Source organism: Achromobacter sp. JD417 (genome assembly GCF_041879325.1).
GTDB lineage: Bacteria > Pseudomonadota > Gammaproteobacteria > Burkholderiales > Burkholderiaceae_B > Achromobacter > Achromobacter mucicolens.
Genome location: NZ_CP087159.1, coordinates 4,732,382 through 4,752,370, shown reverse-complemented (window position 1 = coordinate 4,752,370; position 19,989 = coordinate 4,732,382). Strand labels below are relative to the sequence as shown.

Annotated in this window: 15 protein-coding genes; 9 read left to right on the top strand and 6 right to left on the bottom strand. The window is 67.1% G+C overall.

All coding sequences use genetic code 11. The features are described 5' to 3' along the window. The first annotated feature begins 8 nt into the window (after nucleotides 1-8). The gene (locus LN047_RS21985; RefSeq protein WP_152382299.1) at nucleotides 9-827 is read left to right on the top strand and encodes a lytic transglycosylase domain-containing protein; all 819 of its coding nucleotides are present in this window, start codon (nucleotides 9-11) and stop codon (nucleotides 825-827) included. A gap of 59 nt (nucleotides 828-886) precedes the next feature. Here the strand turns inward: LN047_RS21985 and LN047_RS21980 are convergent, their stop codons facing one another. Continuing rightward, nucleotides 887-2,047, bottom strand: coding sequence for a pyridoxal phosphate-dependent aminotransferase (locus LN047_RS21980; RefSeq protein WP_373980177.1), 1,161 nt, complete (start codon nucleotides 2,045-2,047; stop codon nucleotides 887-889). Between the two features lie 43 nt (nucleotides 2,048-2,090). Here LN047_RS21980 and LN047_RS21975 point away from each other — a divergent pair, with 43 nt between their 5' ends. From LN047_RS21975 to LN047_RS21960, 4 genes are all read left to right on the top strand, one after another. Beyond that, the gene (locus LN047_RS21975; protein WP_373980176.1) at nucleotides 2,091-3,002 is read left to right on the top strand and encodes an FAD-binding protein; all 912 of its coding nucleotides are present in this window, start codon (nucleotides 2,091-2,093) and stop codon (nucleotides 3,000-3,002) included. 132 nt (nucleotides 3,003-3,134) lie between these two features. Next, entirely contained in the window at nucleotides 3,135-5,423 is a 2,289-nt protein-coding gene (locus LN047_RS21970) for an NADP-dependent malic enzyme (protein WP_280147885.1), read from the top strand. Next, the gene (locus tag LN047_RS21965; protein ID WP_373980175.1) at nucleotides 5,404-6,633 is read left to right on the top strand and encodes a patatin-like phospholipase family protein; all 1,230 of its coding nucleotides are present in this window, start codon (nucleotides 5,404-5,406) and stop codon (nucleotides 6,631-6,633) included. The genes LN047_RS21970 and LN047_RS21965 overlap by 20 nt, the downstream gene beginning before the upstream one ends. Further along, nucleotides 6,630-7,097 (top strand): barstar family protein, encoded by a 468-nt coding sequence (locus LN047_RS21960; protein ID WP_056326651.1) that lies wholly within the window; start codon nucleotides 6,630-6,632, stop codon nucleotides 7,095-7,097. The genes LN047_RS21965 and LN047_RS21960 overlap by 4 nt, the downstream gene beginning before the upstream one ends. Nucleotide 7,098: 1 nt before the next feature. On the opposite strand, the gene LN047_RS21955 is transcribed toward LN047_RS21960, so the two are convergent. After that, nucleotides 7,099-7,830 (bottom strand): 16S rRNA (uracil(1498)-N(3))-methyltransferase, encoded by a 732-nt coding sequence (locus LN047_RS21955; protein WP_373980174.1) that lies wholly within the window; start codon nucleotides 7,828-7,830, stop codon nucleotides 7,099-7,101. Nucleotides 7,831-8,036: 206 nt separating this feature from the next. Here LN047_RS21955 and tkt point away from each other — a divergent pair, with 206 nt between their 5' ends. From tkt to LN047_RS21935, 4 genes are all read left to right on the top strand, one after another. Beyond that, on the top strand, nucleotides 8,037-10,073 hold the full coding sequence (gene tkt, locus LN047_RS21950; protein WP_056326653.1) for a transketolase: 2,037 nt from the start codon (nucleotides 8,037-8,039) through the stop codon (nucleotides 10,071-10,073). Nucleotides 10,074-10,088: 15 nt separating this feature from the next. Next, nucleotides 10,089-11,099 (top strand): type I glyceraldehyde-3-phosphate dehydrogenase, encoded by a 1,011-nt coding sequence (gene gap, locus LN047_RS21945; RefSeq protein ID WP_056326654.1) that lies wholly within the window; start codon nucleotides 10,089-10,091, stop codon nucleotides 11,097-11,099. 93 nt (nucleotides 11,100-11,192) lie between these two features. Further along, on the top strand, nucleotides 11,193-12,389 hold the full coding sequence (locus tag LN047_RS21940; RefSeq protein ID WP_056326655.1) for a phosphoglycerate kinase: 1,197 nt from the start codon (nucleotides 11,193-11,195) through the stop codon (nucleotides 12,387-12,389). Nucleotides 12,390-12,537: 148 nt separating this feature from the next. After that, the gene (locus LN047_RS21935) at nucleotides 12,538-14,226 is read left to right on the top strand and encodes a SulP family inorganic anion transporter (RefSeq protein WP_373980173.1); all 1,689 of its coding nucleotides are present in this window, start codon (nucleotides 12,538-12,540) and stop codon (nucleotides 14,224-14,226) included. A gap of 134 nt (nucleotides 14,227-14,360) precedes the next feature. On the opposite strand, the gene fabI is transcribed toward LN047_RS21935, so the two are convergent. The 4 genes from fabI to LN047_RS21915 form a co-directional block, all read right to left on the bottom strand. Further along, nucleotides 14,361-15,134: an enoyl-ACP reductase FabI gene (fabI, locus tag LN047_RS21930; RefSeq protein ID WP_223572413.1), complete on the bottom strand. Its 774-nt coding sequence runs from the start codon at nucleotides 15,132-15,134 to the stop codon at nucleotides 14,361-14,363. Continuing rightward, a complete protein-coding gene (locus tag LN047_RS21925; protein WP_373980172.1) occupies nucleotides 15,131-16,315 on the bottom strand; it encodes an acetate/propionate family kinase in 1,185 nt (394 codons plus the stop codon). The genes fabI and LN047_RS21925 overlap by 4 nt, the downstream gene beginning before the upstream one ends. Before the next feature lie 72 nt (nucleotides 16,316-16,387). Continuing rightward, entirely contained in the window at nucleotides 16,388-17,332 is a 945-nt protein-coding gene (locus LN047_RS21920; protein ID WP_373980171.1) for a phosphate acetyltransferase, read from the bottom strand. 5 nt (nucleotides 17,333-17,337) lie between these two features. Continuing rightward, complete coding sequence (locus tag LN047_RS21915) at nucleotides 17,338-19,839, bottom strand: DUF3141 domain-containing protein (protein WP_373980170.1); 2,502 nt, start codon at nucleotides 19,837-19,839, stop codon at nucleotides 17,338-17,340. Between the last annotated feature and the right edge of the window lie 150 nt (nucleotides 19,840-19,989).

The window sequence follows — 19,989 nt, the reverse complement described above, 5'->3', positions numbered from 1 at the left end:
GAGGTTTTATGCCCGATGCGTCAGTGGCCAGCCTGTTCAGGAACATGGCCCAAGGAGTGCACCAATATCTTGCCGAATCCCTGCGCATTTGCTCTGTCTATCTGGGCATTGCGGTCATTGTGACGGTAAGCATGGGATTCGCCCTGCCTGGTTTGCGCGACCAGGCATTGCAAGTGCACAAAGCCTTGTTGACCGCCCTCGCGCCTTCATCCATGCAGGCCAGCTCCGAATCCGAAGCCGGCTCCGAACTGGGTGCCGACACGTCGTCGGCAATTGCCATGGCCGTACCCGCCGCCCCTATCAGCAACGCCACCGGCATGCTGGGGCCGGCCCGACTCGCGCCGCCCGCGCCCAAAAAGACCGCTTCGGCGGCCACGGGGCCACAGGCGGAAGCACTGCGCAACTATATCTCGCGCAAATACAAGGTCGCGTATGACGCGACCGGTCCGCTGTTGAACACCGTGTACAAGGTCAGCCGCGACAAGCAGCTTGATCCCTTGCTGGTCCTGGCCGTGATCGCCATCGAATCGCGCTACAACCCCCTGGCCGAAAGCCACGTGGGCGCGCAGGGCCTGATGCAGGTCATGACCAGCGTGCACCAGGACAAGTTCGACGCGGTCGGCAAGAACCCGCTGGACCCGGCCGCCAACATCGGCGTGGGCGCCACGATCCTGCGCGACTGCATCAACCGCCGCGGTTCCGTGGACGGCGGCCTGGCGTGTTACGTGGGGTCCACCGGTCCGGACGACAACGGCTACGGGGCAAAGGTGCAGGCGGAACGCCGCCGCCTGGCGCTCGCCTCGGGCATCGCGCTGGCGCGCGACTGATCCTGCGTCCTGCTCCGGCAACAGGCGCGCCCCATTGGGGCGCGCTTTATTTCGTCCGGTCAGCGTTGCAGCAGCACGCCCATCCGGGCCACCGCCTCTTCCAGGCGATCCAGGCCGGTGGCGTAGGAAAAACGCATGGTGTGGGCGGCGTGCGCCGGTCCGAAGTCCAGGCCCGGCACCGCGGCCACGCCGGCTTCCAGCAACAGGCGTTGCGAGAACGCGGCGCTGTCCATGCCCAGGCTGCTGATATCCGCATAGATATAGAAGGCGCCGTCCGGCTTGACCGGCACGTCGATGCCCAGGCGTTCGAATTGCGGCAGCAGGTAGTCGCGGCGCTGCTTGAAGGCCTCGCGCCGGTGCTCGAAAATCTTCAGCGCAGCGGGGGTAAAGCAGGCGAGCGCGGCGTGCTGGGCCAGCGTGGGCGCGCAGATCGCCAGGCTGGAGGCAATCTTTTCCACCGGCGCAACCATGTCGTCCGGCACGATCATCCAGCCCAGGCGCCAGCCCGTCATGTGGAAGAATTTGGAAAAGCTGTTGATGACGATGACGTCGTCGTCCAGCGTCAGGGCCGAGCGCGGCTGGCCGTCGTAGGACAGACCCAGATAGATTTCGTCGACGATGGCAAAGCCGTCGCGGGCGCGCACCTGCGCCAGCAGCTCGGCCAGTTCGCCGTGGGCGATCGAGGTGCCGGTGGGATTGCTGGGCGAGGCCACCATCACGCCCTGCGTGGCCGGCGTCCAGTGGCGCGCGACGTCGTCGGCGGACAACTGGAAGCGTTTTTCGGCCGTGCTGGGAATCAGGCGGGGCACGCCGCCCGCGGCCAGCACGAAATTGCTGTTGGCGGGATAGGACGGATCGGGCATCAGCACCTCGCCGCCCGTGTTGACCAGCGCCGCGCAAGCCAGCGTCAGGGCGCCGGAGGCGCCCGCGGTGACGATGACGCGGCGCGGATCGATGGCGGCGCCGAACTGGTCGCGGTAGAACTGCGCGATGGCTTCGCGCAGCGGGGCGATCCCCGCGCCCGGGCTGTAGCCGCTCAGGCCCGCGCGCGCGGCACGGTCCAGCGCTTCCACGACCTGAGGGGGCGCGGTAAAGTCCGGTTCGCCGATGCCCAGGCTGATAATGTCTCTTCCGGCCGCCTGCAGCGCCTGCGCCTGCTTGAACAGTTCCATCACCTGGAACGTCAGGAAATCGTGAGTGCGGGTGGCAAGGCGGGGCATCGGAATCTCGGAAGCGTCATCTAGCAAAAAAGGAATTGTAGTCATGCAGCCATCCCGGCGCGCCTTCCTCCTGGGACGTCGGCCCGTCCAGACGCCGTGGGCGGCCTTCGTGCAACGCCTGGCGCTGGTGTGCCAGGGCAAGGTCCGCGACCTGGGCGAGGGCGGCGCAGACGGCGCGTGCGCCCTCTTGACGCCCGTCCGCGGCGCCGACGTCGTGCAGGCCCGCAAATTGTGCGCCGAATACCGGGTGGTCCTGGAACTGGAGGGCGCGGCGGGACCGTTCGCGCCCTCGGCCCGGCCTCGCCTGCGGGTCGATCCCGTGCTGCTGACCGGGTTGACGCGGCTGGCGGGCGACACGCCCCGCTGGCACGCGCAGCCGGGCGTGACCTTGGCCGAGCTGGCCAGCGCCGGCCTGCGGCAATTTGCCGGACTGCCGGGCGACCTGACGCTGGCTCAATGGGTGGCGGCGCCGGCTGCCTGGCCGGCGGGCCATTGCGCGGCCTCGGGCTTGGCGGCGGCGGACGTGCTGCTGGCCGATGGCGTCGAGGAAACGCTGGGGGCGTTTGGCGAGGCCGATGTCCAGCCCCTGCGCTCGGCCACCGTCCAGCGCCTGGTGCCCGCGCTGTTTCAGCTGGCCTCCGGCGGCGACGCGTTCGCCACCCACGACGGCTATCACTGGCTGGGCCGCTACCGGCTGGATGCGCTCAAGCCCGAGGCGCCGGCCACCGTCAATCTGGCGCAATTGCTGTTGGGCCACGGCGGCACGCTCGCCTGGTTGCAAGGCGCGGTGTTGACCGACGTGCCGCCTGGCCACGACGCGCAGGCCGTGGACGAGCCGGCTTCCCGCCCCGGGCCGGCGGCCCCCGGGCTGGCCACCGTCCGGCTGGACGGACGGGTCAAGACGTTGTTCGACCCGGACGGCTGCTTCCCGGAATTCGAGTGGCCGGACGTCTGAAAAATATTCAGCTTGCTGTAAGATTTCGGCGCTCGACGTCAAGAAAGCGCGAGGTCCGCATATCGCGCCGCCCGGCATGGGAATAGAATTCCTCCCTCTTTCGTGTCACACACTCTAGCCAGTAGCCGCCCTATGGATGCCAACCTTCGCAAAGCCGCCCTTGAATATCACGAGCACGGGCGCCCCGGCAAAATCTCGGTCACGCCGACCAAACAACTGACGAACCAGCGCGATCTGGCGCTGGCGTATTCGCCCGGCGTGGCGGCGGCCTGTGAGGAAATCGTGGCCGATCCGGCCAACGTTTACCGCTACACCGCCCGCGGCAATCTGGTGGGCGTCATCACCAACGGCACCGCGGTGCTGGGCCTGGGCAATATCGGCGCGCTGGCCTCCAAGCCGGTCATGGAAGGCAAGGCCGTGCTGTTCAAGAAGTTCGCCGGCCTGGATGTCTTTGACATCGAAATCAACGAAACCGACCCGGACAAGCTGGTCGAGATCATTGCCGGCCTGGAAGCCACCTTCGGCGGCATCAACCTCGAGGACATCAAGGCGCCGGAATGCTTCACCGTCGAGCGCAAGCTGCGCGAGCGCATGAACATTCCGGTCTTTCACGACGACCAGCACGGCACGGCGATCTGCGTGTCGGCAGCCTTCATCAATGGGCTGAAGGTCGTGGGCAAGGACATCAAGCAGGTCAAGGTCGTCACGTCCGGCGCGGGCGCCGCGGCGCTGGCGTGCCTGGACCTGATGGTGGACCTGGGCCTGCCCCTGGAAAACATCTGGGTCACCGACATCGAGGGCGTGGTCTATGAAGGCCGCACCACCCTGATGGATCCGGACAAGGCGCGTTTTGCGCAAAAGACCGACGCCCGCAAGCTGGCCGAGGTGATCCAGGACGCCGACGTGTTCCTGGGGCTGTCGGCCGGCGGCGTGCTGAAACCGGAAATGGTTGCCGCCATGGGGCCGCGTCCTCTGATCCTGGCGCTGGCCAACCCCACGCCGGAAATCCTGCCGGAAGTGGCGCACGGCGTGCGCGACGACGTGGTGATGGCCACGGGCCGGTCGGACTACCCGAACCAGGTCAACAACGTGCTGTGCTTTCCGTACATCTTCCGCGGCGCGCTGGACGTGGGCGCCACGACCATCACGCGCGAGATGGAAATGGCGGCGGTGCATGCCATCGCCGACCTGGCCGAAGAAGAGCAGAACGAAGTCGTGGCCGCGGCCTACGGCACGTTCGACATTTCGTTCGGCCCCGAATACCTGATCCCCAAGCCGTTCGATCCGCGCCTCATCGTGCGCATCGCGCCCGCCGTGGCCAAGGCCGCGATGGATGGCGGCGTGGCCACGCGCCCGCTGGCCGACCTGGAAGCCTACGAGGAACAGCTGCAGCAGTTCGTGTACCACTCGGGCGCGTTCATGAAGCCGCTGTTCTCGGCCGCCAAGCGCATCGTGCGCGAAGGCGGCCCCGCCCGCATCGTGTTCGCCGAAGGCGAAGACGAGCGCGTGCTGCGCGCCGTGCAGGTGGTGGTGGATGAGGGCCTGGCCCGTCCGATCCTGGTGGGCCGCCCTTCGGTGCTCTTGACCCGCATCGAAAAGCTGGGCCTGCGCCTGCGCCTGGGCGAGGACGTCGAAGTCACCAACCCCGAATACGACGAGCGCTTCCACCAATACTGGACGACGTATTGGGAACGCATGTGCCGCCGTGGCATCACCAAGGAAATGGCGCGTGTGGAAATGCGCCGCCGCATGACGCTGATCGGCGCAATGATGGTGCACCTGGGCGATGCCGACGGCATGGTCTGCGGGTCCGTCGGCGCGTATCACGATCACCTGCGTTTCGTGGACGAAGTGATCGGCCGCCGTCCCGGCCACAACGTGTACGCCGCCATGAACATCCTGCTGCTCAACGAGCGCACGGTGGTGCTGGTGGACACGCACGTGAACGACGAACCGACGGCCGAGCAGATCGCCGAATTCACCGTGGCAGCTGCGCGCGAGATGCGCCGCATGTACCTGGCGCCCAAGGCCGCGCTGCTGTCGCGCAGCAATTTCGGATCGGGCAGTTCGGCATCGGGCGCCAAGATGCGCCGTGCGCTGGAGCTGGTGCGCCAGATGGATCCCGACCTGGAAATCGACGGCGAGATGCACGGCGACTGCGCGCTGGACGAGGCGCTGCGCATGCGCATCCTGCCGTCCTCCACGCTCAAGGGCGAAGCCAACCTGCTGGTGTGCCCGAACGTGGACTCGGGCAACATCGCGTACAACCTGCTCAAGACGGCCGCAGGCGGCAACGTGGCGGTGGGGCCCTTCCTGCTGGGCGCCAACGCGCCCGTGCATATCCTGACGTCCAGTTCCACCGTGCGCCGCATCGTCAACATGACCGCGATGACGGTGGTCGATGTCAATACGCCGCGTTGAAGTCAAGCCGGCCGGCGGGTCGTGCCCGCGCACGCCCACCGGTTTGGTCCTGACGGGCGGCGGCGCGCGCGCCGCGTACCAGGTGGGGGTGCTCAGCGCCATCATGGAGCTGCTGGACCCCGACTGGCACTCCCGTTTTCAGAACCCCTTCGACATCATTTGCGGCACCTCGGCCGGCGCGATCAACGCCGCGGCGCTGGCCTGCCGCGCCGACCGGCCGCATCTGGGCGTGCGGCGCATCCGCCGCCTGTGGTCGTCGCTGAACACCGACATGATCTACCGGGCCGACGCGCCGGGCCTCATCCGCACCGGCGTGCGATGGCTGGGCCTGTTGTCGCTGGGCTGGATGTATTCGGGCCTGACGCGCAAGCGCCCGCACTCGCTGCTGGACAATGCCCCCATGCAGGGGCTGCTGGAGCGGGTGCTCGACTTTCAGAACCTGCGCGCCAACCTGGAAGGCGGGTCGCTGTCCGCGCTGGCCATCACCGCGTCGGGCTACACCAGCGGCGAGCACCTGACGTTCTATCAGGCGCACACCCCCATTGACCCCTGGCACCGCTACCTGCGGCTGGCGATCCCCACGCCCATCGGCATCGAGCACCTGATGGCGTCGTCGGCCATTCCCTTCGTCTTTCCGGCGCGTCAGGTGCAGGTGCATGGCAAGGGCGAATGGTGCGGCGACGGCTCGATGCGCCAGCTGGCGCCGATCAGTCCGGCGATCCACCTGGGCGCGCACCGTGTGCTGGTGATCGGCACCGGCTACCGCGACGATACCCATCCCGAAAATCGCGAGGATTCGCCCCCGTATCCGTCGCTGGCGCAGGTGGGCGGACATGCGTTGTCCAGCATCTTCCTTGACGGCCTGTCGGCGGATGTCGAGCGCCTGGAACGCATCAACTACCTGATGGACCACGCGGACCCGAAGGGCGTGCCGCCCGCCGTGCGCCGCATCGAGGTGCTGACCATCACCCCCAGCCAGTCGCTGGATCTGATGGCGCTTGAGCATTTGCACGACATGCCGGCACAGGCGCGTGCGCTTTTCCGCGTCCTCGGTGTATCGTCCGATCCACACCGTCCGGGGGGAGGGGCGCTGATGTCCTACCTGCTGTTCGAAGCCGGCTACACCAAGCGATTGATCGAACTGGGTTATGCCGATACGATGCGACGTAACGACGAAGTGATCGCCTTTTTCAGGGAGGCTCAGGCATGACGCGCAATGGCCAATCGAGTTTGCAGCGGCAGCTGATGCGCGGCGGAGCGCTGGCTCACGACGGGCTGGACAAGAAGGCCGTGGTGGACGCCGCGCATGAGCTTGGCCTGTCCTTGTTTGTTGCCAATTGCGACCCCTGCCGCAGCCGCTCGGCGGTCTTGCGCGCCATCGTCAAGGCGGTGGATTTCCCCGAATATTTCGGCGGCAACCTGGACGCGCTCTACGATTGCCTGTGCGACACGGTGCTGGACCACAAATCCGGCGTGGTGCTGTGGCTGTATCGCTTGCATTCCGGCGACCCGGCCTTGGCGGAAGACGCCGGCCGCATCGAAACCGTCTGCTCCGACGCGGCGGATTTCGCGCACGAAAACGGCCGCGTGTTTGCATATGTGATCGAGCACGCCGGCAAGCATCCCGACCCCGAGCCCGGCGTGGCCGCGGCGCCCTACGGCGAGAACGACTGACCTACCAACCGCGCAGGGCGCTGACCGCCGACAGCAGCGCTAGTCCAGCGGTCTCGGTGCGCAGCACCCGGGGGCCAAAGCGCACGGCGCGCACGCCGGCCTTGCGGGCCGCTTCCAATTCCTTGTCCGACCAGCCGCCTTCCGGGCCGACCAGCAGGGTGATGGACGGCTCGTTTGCGGCCGCTTGCAGCACGGTGGCCAAGTCTTCGTCGGCGTCGGGGTGGCACAGAACGCGTAATCCCTCTGCGGGTTGGGCCAGCCAGTCTTCCAGCGGCTGCGGCGCTTCCACGGCCATCAGACGGTTGCGGCCGCATTGTTCGGCGGCCGATTGCGCGATGCGCTGCCAGTGCCCGACACGCTTTTCCAGCCTCGCGCCCGACAACTGCAGCACGCTGCGCTGCGCCGCGATCGGGCTGACCCGGGCCGCGCCCAGTTCCACGGCCTTTTCCACCACCCAATCCATCTTGTCGCCCGAGGGCAGACCCTGGGCCAGCGTGATGCGTCCGCCCAGTTCGGCTTCGCGAGGGTTGAAGTCGCCCAGTTGGGCAAAGCCGGCCTTGCCCTCGACTTCCAGCACCGCGGGGTATTCGCCGCCCTGGCCATTGAACAGCGTGACGGTTTCGCCGGCGCGCAGGCGCAGCACGCGCAGCGCGTGATGGGCAAGCGCTTCCGGCAGGGCGATGCGGGCGCCGGCGGCCAGCGGGGCGTCGCAGTAGAAACGGGGGGCGGGCATGGGGAAGGGGACTCGAAATGACAGGGGACTGACGGAGTACGCGTAGCCTACCATTGCTTGCCGATCGCCCTGAAACCCGCGATTACATAGGGCATCCGGCCGATGGCCTCCGGGAAATCCCCTGATGCTAAAATCACCTGCTTCGCAACCTACTCAACTGGCCCTATTTCTTGTCGTAGACGCGCCAGTTTCAAAGAGCCTTCCGAATGAGCAATCCGACCGCCCCTAAACTTGCCTTGGCGGATGCCATCCGCGCCCTCGCGATGGATGCCGTGCAACAAGCGAACTCCGGGCATCCGGGTGCTCCCATGGGCATGGCGGAAATCGCCCAAGCCTTGTGGGCCGGCAACCTGCGCCACAATCCCAAGGATCCCGCCTGGGCCAACCGCGACCGCTTCGTGCTGTCCAACGGCCACGGTTCGATGCTGATCTACGCCCTGCTGCACCTGACGGGCTACGACCTGCCGATCGAAGAACTCAAGAATTTCCGCCAGTTGCATTCCAAGACGCCGGGTCACCCCGAAGTGGGCATCACCCCGGGAGTGGAAACGACCACCGGTCCGCTGGGCCAGGGTCTGGGCAACGCCGTGGGCATGGCGCTCGCCGAAGCGCTGCTCGCCGCCGAATTCAACAAGCCGGGCCACACTCTCGTCGATCACCACACGTACGCGTTCACCGGCGACGGCTGCCTGATGGAAGGCATCTCGCATGAAGTGTGCTCGCTGGCCGGCACGCTCAAGCTGGGCAAGCTGGTCGTGCTGTACGACGACAACGGCATTTCCATCGACGGCCACGTCGAACACTGGTTCGCCGACGACACCGCCAAGCGTTTCGAAGGCTACGGCTGGAACGTCATCCGCGGCGTGGACGGCCATGACGTCGCTGCCGTGGACGCCGCCATCAAGGCCGCGCGTGCGCAGTCGGACAAGCCTACGCTGATCGTCTGCCGCACCGTGATCGGCAAGGGTTCGCCCAACATGGCCGGCACGCACAACGTGCACGGCGCGCCGCTGGGCAAGGACGAAATCGCCGCCACGCGCGCCGCGCTGGGCTGGTCGTCCGAACCCTTCCAGATTCCGCAAGACATCTACGACGGCTGGGACGGCCGCAAGCAGGGCGCCGAAGCCCAGGGCGAATGGCAGAAGCGCTTTGACGCCTACGCCGCCGAATTCCCCGCCGAAGCCGCCGAATTCACGCGCCGCATGAAGGGCGAGATGCCCGAGGGCTACGCGGACCAGTTCAAGGCCTTCCTGTCGGCCACGCTGGAAAAGGGCGAGACCGTCGCCACGCGCAAGGCCTCGCAATTCGCCATCGCCGCGCTGGCGCCGATGCTGCCGGAAATGCTGGGCGGCTCGGCCGACCTGACCGGCTCGAACTTCACCGACTGGAAGGGCGTTGGCGCCGTCCGCGCCGGCGACAAGGGCATCCAGTTCGGCCGCCACATCAACTACGGCGTGCGCGAATTCGGCATGGCCGCCATCATGAACGGCATCGCGCTGCATGGCGGCTACCTGCCGTTCGGCGGCACGTTCCTCACGTTCTCGGACTACTCGCGCAACGCCATCCGCATGGCCGCGCTGATGAAGCAGCGCGTCGTCCACGTGTTCACGCACGACTCCATCGGCCTGGGCGAAGACGGCCCGACCCACCAGTCGATCGAGCATGCGGCCAGCCTGCGCCTCATCCCCAACCTGTCGCTGTGGCGTCCTTGCGATACGGCCGAGACCGCCGTGGCCTGGAACGCCGCCGTGACGCGTCCGGCCAGCATCGGCATGGACGTGCATGACGGCGGCCCGACGGCCCTCTTGCTGTCGCGCCAGAACCTGCCCTTCGTGCAGCGCGACGCGGCCACCGTCGACGCCATCGCCCGCGGCGGCTACGTGCTGCGCGACGCCGAAGGCGCCCGCGCCGTCATCATCGCCACCGGCTCTGAAGTCGCCATCGCGCTGGACGCGCAGGCGCAGCTGGCCAAGGAAGGCATCGCCGTGCGCGTGGTCTCCATGCCCAGCACCGACGTCTTCGACAAGCAGGACGCCGCCTGGAAGCAATCCGTGCTGCCCAAGGGCCTGCCGCGCGTGGCCGTCGAGGCCGGCGTCACCGCCTTCTGGCACAAGTACGTGGGCCTGGAAGGCGCCGTGGTCGGCATCGACCGCTACGGCGAGTCCGCGCCGGCCGGCGCCCTGTTCAAGTTCTTCGGGCTGACCGCCGACAAGGTGGCCGAGACCGTCAAGCAAGTTTTGTAAAAAAGGAGCTTAGTCATGACCATTCGCGTCGCCATCAACGGTTACGGTCGCATCGGCCGCAACATCCTGCGTGCCCACTACGAAGGTGGCAAGAAGCACGATATCGAAATCGTCGCCATCAACGACCTGGGCGATCCCAAGACGAACGCGCACCTGACGCGCTACGACACCGCCCACGGCAAGTTCCCGGGCACCGTCGAAGTCGACGGCGAGTTCATGGTCGTCAACGGCGACAAGATCCGCGTGCTGGCCAACCGCAACCCGGCCGAACTGCCGTGGGGCGACCTGAAGGTCGACGTCGTGCTGGAATGCACGGGCTTTTTCACCACCAAGGAAAAGGCCGGCGCGCACATCAAGGGCGGCGCCAAGAAAGTCATCATCTCGGCCCCCGGCGGTAAGGATGTCGACGCCACCATCGTCTACGGCGTCAACCACGGCGTGCTGAAGTCGACCGACACCGTCATCTCCAACGCGTCGTGCACCACCAACTGCCTGGCCCCCCTGGTCAAGCCGCTGAACGACAAGCTGGGTCTGGAAAACGGCCTGATGACCACCGTTCACGCCTACACGAACGACCAGGTCCTGACCGACGTCTACCACGAAGACCTGCGCCGCGCCCGTTCGGCCACGATGAGCATGATCCCCACCAAGACCGGCGCCGCCGCCGCCGTGGGCCTGGTCCTGCCTGAACTGAACGGCAAGCTGGACGGCTACGCCATCCGCGTCCCGACCATCAACGTGTCGCTGGTCGACCTGTCGTTCGTGGCCAGCCGCGACACGACCGCCGAAGAAGTGAACGGCATCCTGAAGGCCGCCTCGGAAGGCGAGCTCAAGGGCATCCTGGACTACAACACCGAACCCCTGGTCTCGGTCGACTACAACCACAACCCGGCTTCCAGCACCGTTGACGCGTCGCTGACCAAGGTCTCGGGCCGTCTGGTCAAGGTCTCGTCCTGGTACGACAACGAGTGGGGCTTCTCGAACCGCATGCTCGACACCACCGTCGCGCTGATGTCGGCCAAGTAAGCACTCCGCCAGTCCATAAGGGGACGGATTTGTTTTCCGCCATTGCGGAAAATGGGTTCGTCCCCTTTGTTCGCCTACCGAAGGAATCCAACTATGTCCAAGGTCCAAACCCTGTCCGCGCTGGCCAAGGCCGGCGCCCTGTCCGGCAAGCGTGTGTTCATCCGCGCCGACCTGAACGTCCCGTTCGATGACGCCGGCCGCATCAGCGAAGACACCCGCATCCGCGCCTCGGTGCCCGGCATCCGCCTGGCGCTGGACGCCGGCGCCGCCGTGATGGTCACGTCCCACCTGGGCCGCCCCAAAGAAGGCGTCCTGACCGACGCCGATTCGCTGGCCAAGGTCGGCCAGCGCCTGTCCGAACTGCTGGGCATGCCCGTGCCGCTGGTGCGCGACTGGGTCGATGGCGTGAAGGTCGATCACGGCCAGGTCGTGCTGCTGGAAAACTGCCGCGTGAACGTCGGCGAAAAGAAGGACGACGAGGCGCTTGCCAAGAAGATGGCCGCGCTGTGCGACGTGTATGTCAACGACGCCTTCGGCACGGCGCATCGCGCTGAAGCCACCACGCACGGCATCGCGCGCTTTGCCCCCGTGGCCTGCGCCGGCCCGCTGCTGGAAGCCGAACTGGATGCCCTGGGCCGCGCGCTGCACGAACCGAAGCGTCCGCTGGTCGCGATCGTGGGCGGCTCCAAGGTGTCGACCAAGCTGTCGATCCTGCAATCGCTGGCCGACAAGGTCGACCAGCTGGTCGTGGGCGGCGGCATCGCCAACACGTTCATGCTGGCCGCCGGCCTGTCCATCGGCAAGTCGCTGGCCGAGCCCGACCAGGTCGAGCAGGCCCGCGCCGTCATCGACATCATGAAAAAGCGCGGCGCGGCCGTGCCGATTCCCGTTGACGTGGTGTGCGCCAAGTCGTTCGGCGCCGACGCCGAGGCCACCGTGAAGGCGGCCACCGACGTGGCCGACGACGACATGATCCTGGACATCGGTCCGCAGACCGCGGCGCAACTGGCCGAGATCCTCAAGAAGGCCGGCACCATCGTCTGGAACGGCCCGGTGGGCGTGTTCGAATTCGACCAGTTCGCCAATGGCACGGAAGTGGTCGCCCGCGCCATCGCCGACTCCGAAGGCTTCTCGATCGCCGGCGGCGGCGACACCCTGGCCGCCATCGCCAAGTACAAGATCGGCGAGCAGGTCGGCTACATCTCCACCGGCGGCGGCGCCTTCCTGGAATTCCTGGAAGGCAAGACCCTGCCCGCCGTGGCAGTGCTGCAAGACCGCGCCGCGGGCTGATCCCGCGGTGTGACGGGTGTCTGACGGCCGGCAGGTGTCAGACACCCGGATTGATTTACCTTGCACCGCCCTTGAGCGAGTTGGTTTAGGCTTGGTGGTCGTCCCGCGTCGTGTGGGAGTCCTTTTTTTCAGGTCGCCCTGCTGCACCATGAACCTTCGCGTCATTCCTGGCCTGGCCAACTTCCAGGGCATCACCCGCGACTCGGCCCGGCGCGACATCACGGCGGGCTTTAGCGTGGCCGCGGTGGCGCTGCCGGTGGGGCTGGCCTATTCCGCCATGATGGGGGTGCCGCCGGTTGCCGGGCTGTGGGCCGCCATTGCGGGCATGCTTGCCTACGCGGTCTTCGGCTCGTCGCGCACGCTCATCGTCGGTCCCGACACCGCCACCTGCACCCTCATTGCCGCCACCTTGACCGGCATGGCGCTGACCACACCCGAGGCGCGGCTGCAGGCCGCCACCAGCATCGCGCTCACCGTTGGCGTGGGTTGCCTCATCGCCCGGGTCCTGCGGTTGGGCGTGCTTGCGAACCTGCTGTCGCGGCCGGTGCTGATCGGGTACATGGCCGGCGTGGCGATCACGCTGGCGACGTCGCAACTGAGCGGCCTGACGGGCGTGGGCCTGCGCAACAGCGGCCTGATCCACCCGTTCATGGAACTGTCCCACCGGCTGTCCGAAATCCGGCTGCCGACGCTGTTCCTGGGGCTGGCCTCGTGCATCTTCCTGGTGGCGATCAAACGCTGGCGGCCTTCGTGGCCTGGCCCCATTTTGCTGGTGGTCGCGACCTGCCTGCTTTCCTGGCTCTTCAATTTCCCGGCGATGGGCATTGCGGTGGTGGGCGACGTGCCGGCCGGGCTGCCGGCCTTCAATCTGCCCGTCAGTCTGGAAGGCGTGGACGGCATCCTGCTGGGCGCGGCGGGGGTGCTGGTCGTCAGTTTTTCCAGTGGCATCGTGACGGCGCGCAGCTTTGCGGCGCGCACGGGCGACCACGTCGACCCGAACCGCGAACTGGTGGGGTTTGGCGCGGCCAATGTGGCCGCGGGCTTGTTCCAGGGCTACGTCGTGACGGGCGCCGATTCGCGCACGGCGGTCGGGCTGGTGGCCGGCGGGTCGTCGCCGCTCGTCAGCATCAGCGCGGCGGCCGCGCTGGCCGTCGTGGTGGGCCTGTTGAGCGAGCCGCTGTTTTGGCTGCCGCAGTTTGCGCTGTCGGCCATCCTGCTGCTCGCCGCGGCCAGTCTGTTCGACTGGCATGCCTTCAAGCGGCTGGCGCGGATCTCCCGGATTGAACTCGCGTTCGGGGTCCTGGCGGCCGTGGGCGTGGTGGGGTTCGGCGTGCTGCAGGGCGTGGCGGTTTCCGTGGGCGCGACGCTGCTCTATGCCATGTACGTGTCCGGCAATCCCCGCGATGCGCTGCTGGGCCGCTTGCCGGGCGAAACCGTGCTGGGCAAGATGCACCTGAATCCGCAGGCCCAGCCCGTGCCGGGCGCCGTGATCTGGCTGTTCGAGTCCTCGGTCTGGTTCTTCAACGCGGACGCGTTCCGCCGCCGCGCGCGCGAAGTCATCGAACAGGCGGGCGACGTGCGCTGGTTCGTGCTGGACGCCGAAGCCATGACCCAGGCCGATGCCGACGCCGTCGAGGCGCTGTATGAACTCAAACGCATCCTGGACGAACGCGGCATCTTATTGCTGGTCGCGGGCGGTCACGGCAAGTTCCGCGAGGCGCTGCAGCGCTCGGGGCTGGTCAAGAAGATCGGGCCGGACAGGATCTTCGTCAGTCCTGAACAGGCGGTGGAAGCCATCGAGCGCTGGCGCCAGGGCGGGCCGGCGACGCTGGGCTGACCCGCGAATGACCTGCGAATGACCAGGTGTCTGACACCCTCGAATGACCAGGTGTCTGACACCCTGGAGAAATGACCTGCGCGCCTGGATGTCGCGCGCAGGGTGTCTGACACCTTGCAAGCCAGCGACCCGCCTCAATCGATGATGTGATACCCGCCGTCGATATACAGCGTCTGCCCCGTCATCAGCCGCGCCGCATCGGTGGCCAGCCAGGCCGTCGCTTCGCCAACGTCGTCAATCGACACCAGGCTGCGCGCGGGCGCCTTGGCCTGGGCGCGGTCCAGCATGGTGTCGAATTCCGCAATGCCGGACGCGGCGCGCGTTTTCAAGGGTCCCGGCGAAATCGCGTGGACGCGGATGCCTTGCGGGCCCAGTTCGGCGGCCAGGTAGCGCGTGGCCGATTCCAGTGCGGCCTTGACCGGTCCCATCATGTTGTAGTGCTCGACCACCATCTGCGAGCCGTAATAGCTCATGCAGAAGAGGGCGCCGCCATTGCGCATCAGCGGCTCGGCCAGCTTGGCCATGCGGATGAAGGACCAGCATGACACGTCCATCGCCTGCAGAAAGCCCGCCCGCGAGCAGTCCGTGACACGCCCGTGCAGGTCCTCGCGCGGCGCGTAGGCCACCGAGTGCAGCACGAAATCCAGCGCGCCCCATTCGTCCGTGATGCGGGCAAAGACGGCTTCCAGCTCGCCGTCGTTCAAGAGGTTCAGCGGCATCAGCAAGGGCGCGTCCACCTGTTGCGCCAGCGGCGCCACGTGCGGCAGGGCCTTGTCGTTCAGGTAGGTCACCGCCAGGTCGGCGCCCATCGCGCGAAACGCCTTGGCGCAGCCCCACGCGATGGAGTCGGCATTCGCGATGCCGGTCACCAGCCCGCGCTTGCCGGCCAGCGGCAGGTGCGCGCTCATTGCTGCCTCACGAGGGCAAGCGTGTGTTGGGCAATGATGAGCTCTTCGTTCGTGCGCACCACGTAGACGCCGATGCGGCTGTCGTCGGTGGAGATGCGCGGCCCGTGGCGGGCGTTGCGTTCGGGATCCAGCTTGATGCCCAGCCAGCCCCAGTGCTCGCTGATGGCCTGGCGGATCTCGGCGGAGTTTTCGCCGACGCCGGCAGTGAAGACGATGCCATCGATGCCGTTCATCGCGCAGCCCAGGCCGATCATGCCTTCGGCCACGCGCCAGGCGAAGTACTTCAACGCCAGCTTGGCCGACGGCGCATTGCTGGCGAGGAGTTCGCGCATGTCGTTGCTGATGCCCGACAGGCCCTTCATGCCGCAGTCGTGATACAGCATGTGCTCGATCTCGTCGTGGCTCATGCCCTGTTCCATCATCCACAGCACCACGCCGGGGTCCAGGCGGCCCGGGCGCGTGCCCATCGGCAGGCCTTCCAGCGCCGTGAAACCCATCGTGCTGTCCACGCTCTTGCCTGCCTGCATGGCGCAGGCCGACACGCCTGAACCGAGGTGCGCGGTGACGATCTTGCCCATGGCGATGTCCGGCAGCGCCTGCTTCAGGCGCTGCGCGATGTACTCGTAGGACAGACCATGAAAACCGTAGCGGCGCACGCCTTCCAGGTACAGACGCTCGGGCAGCGCATAGCGGTCGGCCACGTCGCTATGGCTGCGGTGAAATGCCGTATCGAAGCACGCTACCTGCGGAATCCAGGGCCGGCGTTCGCGGATGACGCGGATCGGCGCCAGGTTGTTGGGCTGATGCAGCGGCGCAAGCGGCGTGAACGTGTCCAGCTTGGCCAGGATGTCGTCATCGATCAGCACCGGCTCGGACAGGTCGGGCCCGCCGTGCACCACGCGGTGGCCCACGGCCAGCGGCGCGCCGCCCAGGTGGCCGCTCAACCACGTGCCCACGACCTCCTGCGCGTTGGGCACGTCCGGCGCGTGGCTGGGCGCAATGTCGCGCTCGACCAGCGTCTGGCCCGCCGCGTCGCGCACCCGCAGGCGCGGATGCGTGGTGCCGATGCCTTCGAGCTGGCCGCCCAGACGGGGCGCGAGCTGATGGCCGGCATCGATGTCATACAGGTAGAACTTGATGCTGGAACTGCCGGCGTTGATGACGAGGATGGTGTCGCTCATGGCGGTGTGCTTCCATGTTGAGACAAATCGCGCGAAAACCCGCGGCGGCGGGCCGGGGGCAGGGCGCTGGCGTCAGGCCAGCGGTTTGGCCTGCTGCTGGGCAAGATGGTGGGCGTAGATTGCCGCCACCGCGCACGAGGCAAGACGCGAGCGCGGGCTGTCGGCGCGGCTGGTCAGGATGATCGGCACGCGCGCCCCGAGCACGATGCCGGCAGCTTCGGCATTGGCGAGAAACGTCAGGTTCTTGGCCAGCATGTTGCCGGCTTCCAGGTCGGGCACCATCAGCACCTGCGCCACGCCCGCCACGGGCGAACGGATGCCCTTGATGCGTGCGGCGTCCGGGCTGATGGCGTTGTCGAGCGCCAGCGGGCCGTCCAGCACGCCGCCCGTGATCTGCCCGCGGTCGGCCATCTTGCACAGCGCGGCCGCCTCGATCGTGCTGGGGATACTGGGCGTGACCTGTTCCACTGCCGACAGGATCGCCACGCGCGGTTCGCCCAGTCCCAATCCCAGATGCAGGTCGATCACGTTGCGGATGATGTCGGCCTTGGTTTCCAGGTCCGGAAAGATGTTGATGGCCGCGTCCGTGATGAAAAGCGGCTCGGGATAGGTCGGCACCTCCATGATGAACACATGGCTGATGCGCCGGCCGCTGCGCAGGCCCGTCGTGCGCGCCACGACCTCATGCATCAGTTCGTCGGTGTGCAGGCTGCCCTTCATGAGCAGCGACGCCTCGCCGCTGCGCACCAGCGCGACAGCCTTTTCCGCGGCGGCATGGCTGTGCGGCGCGTCCACGATGCGGGCATCGCCCAGGTGCAGGTTGAACTGTGCGGCCGTGTCGCGGATCTTGCCTTCCGGTCCGACCAGGATGGGCCGCAGCAGGCCCAGGTCGCGCGCTTCCAGCGCCGCGGACAACGAGGGCTCGTCGCACGGGTGGGCGATGGCGCACGCGGCCGGTTCAAGCGTCTGCGCGCGTGCGATGAGTTTGTCGTAGTGCGTGGACGTCGGGAGGCTCATGGTTGTCAGGCCTTGGCGGGTTGACGGGCGGCAGCCGCGCGCTTGGCGGGCGACTTGGCGCCGTTGGACGCGGCTTTATTGGCGGCTTTGGGAGCGGTTTTGGGGGTGGCTTTATTGGCGGCTTTTGCAGCGGTCTTTGCGACGGTCTTGCCCGCAGCCTTGGGCGCGGAGGCCGCATTCACGGCCTTGCGCGCGGCGTCGGGATGCGGCCGGGCGTTCTTGCCGGGCACCTGCGCGGCCTTGTCGACCAGGTCGGTGACCGGATCATCCATCTTCGCGTCTTCGGCGCCGCGCGAGGGCTCGGCCTTCTGGCCCTGTTCGCGCCGCTGTGCGCGGCGCTCGGCCGCTTCGAAGATACGCTCCATTTCGTTCAGGCTTTCGCGCGCCGCGTCGCTCAGCGGTTCGGCCGCTTCCAGGACGCCCTTCATGGCGTCCAGACCGGCGCGGATCTCGGCAGCCGACGAGCCGTCAAGCAAGTGCGGCATGGCCTGGATGGCAGCGGTCGAATCCAGCGTCATCATCAGCGCCTGTTCGCGGATGACGTCCTTGAATTCCTCCAGCGACAGGGCGTTGTCGGCCTCGGCGCGCATCTTGCGGATCAGCGCGAAGCTGCGCTCGTCCAGGCCGCCCTCGGCGCCCGACACGTACAGCAGCATCCGGATCGCCGCCACGCGCAGTCCGCCTTCCTGCAGCATCGAGCGCAATTCCGCGGCGCGTTCTTCCATGAAGCGGCGATGCTCCGGCGAGACGCCCGGATGCCTGCGCGGCGGGCCGGACTTGGCGCCCAGGCCAGCCAGGTCCTGCACCACGGGCGAACCGTAGACGCTCATGAAGGTGCGTTCGTCGGCCGAATCGCGCAGCTCCTGCCAGATGTTCAGGCTGGTCTCAATCATGTTCGAGAACATCTCCTGCGCGACCAGGAACGGATTCGTGGGCGAGGCCTGCTTGCGGTTCTCGCGCACCTGTTCGGCTACCTTGGCGATGGGCGCGATGACCGGGTTGCGGTCGGAGATCAGTTCGTAGGGCAGGCGCAGCGGGTGCATGCGCTGCATCCATTCGGCAGACTGCGGCGTGACCAGGGCGCGCAGCCAGGGCTGCACGAAGCTGCGGTACATGCCCAGGTTGATGTCGGAGATGCGGGCCACCGCGGCAAAGCGCTGGTCGTCCTCTTCCTTGCGGTCGACGATGGCGCGCACGTCGTCCAGCTTGCGCTGTTCGAACGACAGCACGTAGTTGCCGTAAGCCAGGTCGGCGTTGGGCGTGTCCGGCGTCTTGTCGGCGATTTCGGCCTGATAGATGCCGGGGGGCAGCACATCGATCATGTCGATGTTGGAGGTGAACTCCTGGTGCTCCTTGCGGGCCACGCTGCCGGACACGAAGATGCCCAGGTGGCCGATGCTTTCGTGGATGGCGTAGACGATGGTCTGGCCGTGGGCCAGGACTTCGGCCTCGTTCTGGTACAGGTCGGGAATCCAGCCCAGCGCCTGCGGGGGCGGGGTGATGTTGTCGCCCTTGGAGCAGAACACCACGATGGGCGAGCGGATGTTGCGCAGGTCGATGCGGATGCCGTCGGAGGTCACCAGACCCGCGGTCGCCAGGCGGTTGCCCACGAAGAGGTTGTCGACGATGTACTGGATCTCGGGGCCATTCAGGAAGACGTGGCCGCCCCACCATTTTTCGAAGCTCAGGTAGCGGCTGGCCTCGGTGTCGACATTGGCGTAGAGGTTGTACTGCTTGGACCACAGCGTGTTGGCCGGATTCAGGTTCTCGAAGTTCTGCACCAGCCAGGCGCCGTCGAACTTGCCGTTGCCCAGATCGCTGGTCATGGCCGTCAGCCAACTGCCGCCCAACAGGCCGCCGGCATAACGCATGGGATTCATGCCGCGCCAGCCCGCCCAGTACGACAGGGGCGCGCCCGCGACGATGATGGGGCCGAAGAGCTCAGGGCGCACCGCCGCGGTCATCATGATCTGCCAGCCCGCCTGGCAATTGGCCACGACGACGGGCTTGCCTTCGGCATCCGGGTGCAGCGCGATGATCTCTTCCAGGAAGCGGGCCTCGGCCATCATCACGTCTTCGACGGTCTGCGTGGGCATGGGTTGCGGCAGGAAGGTCGCGAAGTAGCACGGGTGCCCGGCACGCACGGCCACGCCGATCTCGCTTTCCGGCTTGAAACCGCCAATGCCCGGCCCGTGGCCGGCGCGCGGATCCACCACCAGGAAGGGGCGTTTGATCGGGTCCGTTTCGACGCCGGCCGGCGGCTTGATCCGCAAGAGGCCGTAATTGACCGGCCGGGGCAGGTCGCGGCCATCGAGCACCAGTTCGAATTCCATGCTGAGCACGTTGGGCGCGCGCTTGGCCATGTGATCGTGGTACTGGTTGCCGCGCTGGCGCATCACATCGGCGTAAAGCACGCCGCGCTGCCAGGCATCGATGGCGTATTCATAGGCGGCCGTCCAGGGGTTCAAGGACGGGGCAAGCGTGTGATCGGTGCCGGATCCGGCCATGGCGATCTCCTGTAAATAGCTGCCGGCGGCAAATGGCCGCCAAGCCGGTCCCCAGTGGAACCGGCGGAGTTGACCTCCCCATTACACCGCAATGGATGGTGCGGTGCAACATCGGAGCGTTTGCGGCAGGTCAACCCGGGCAGCAGGACG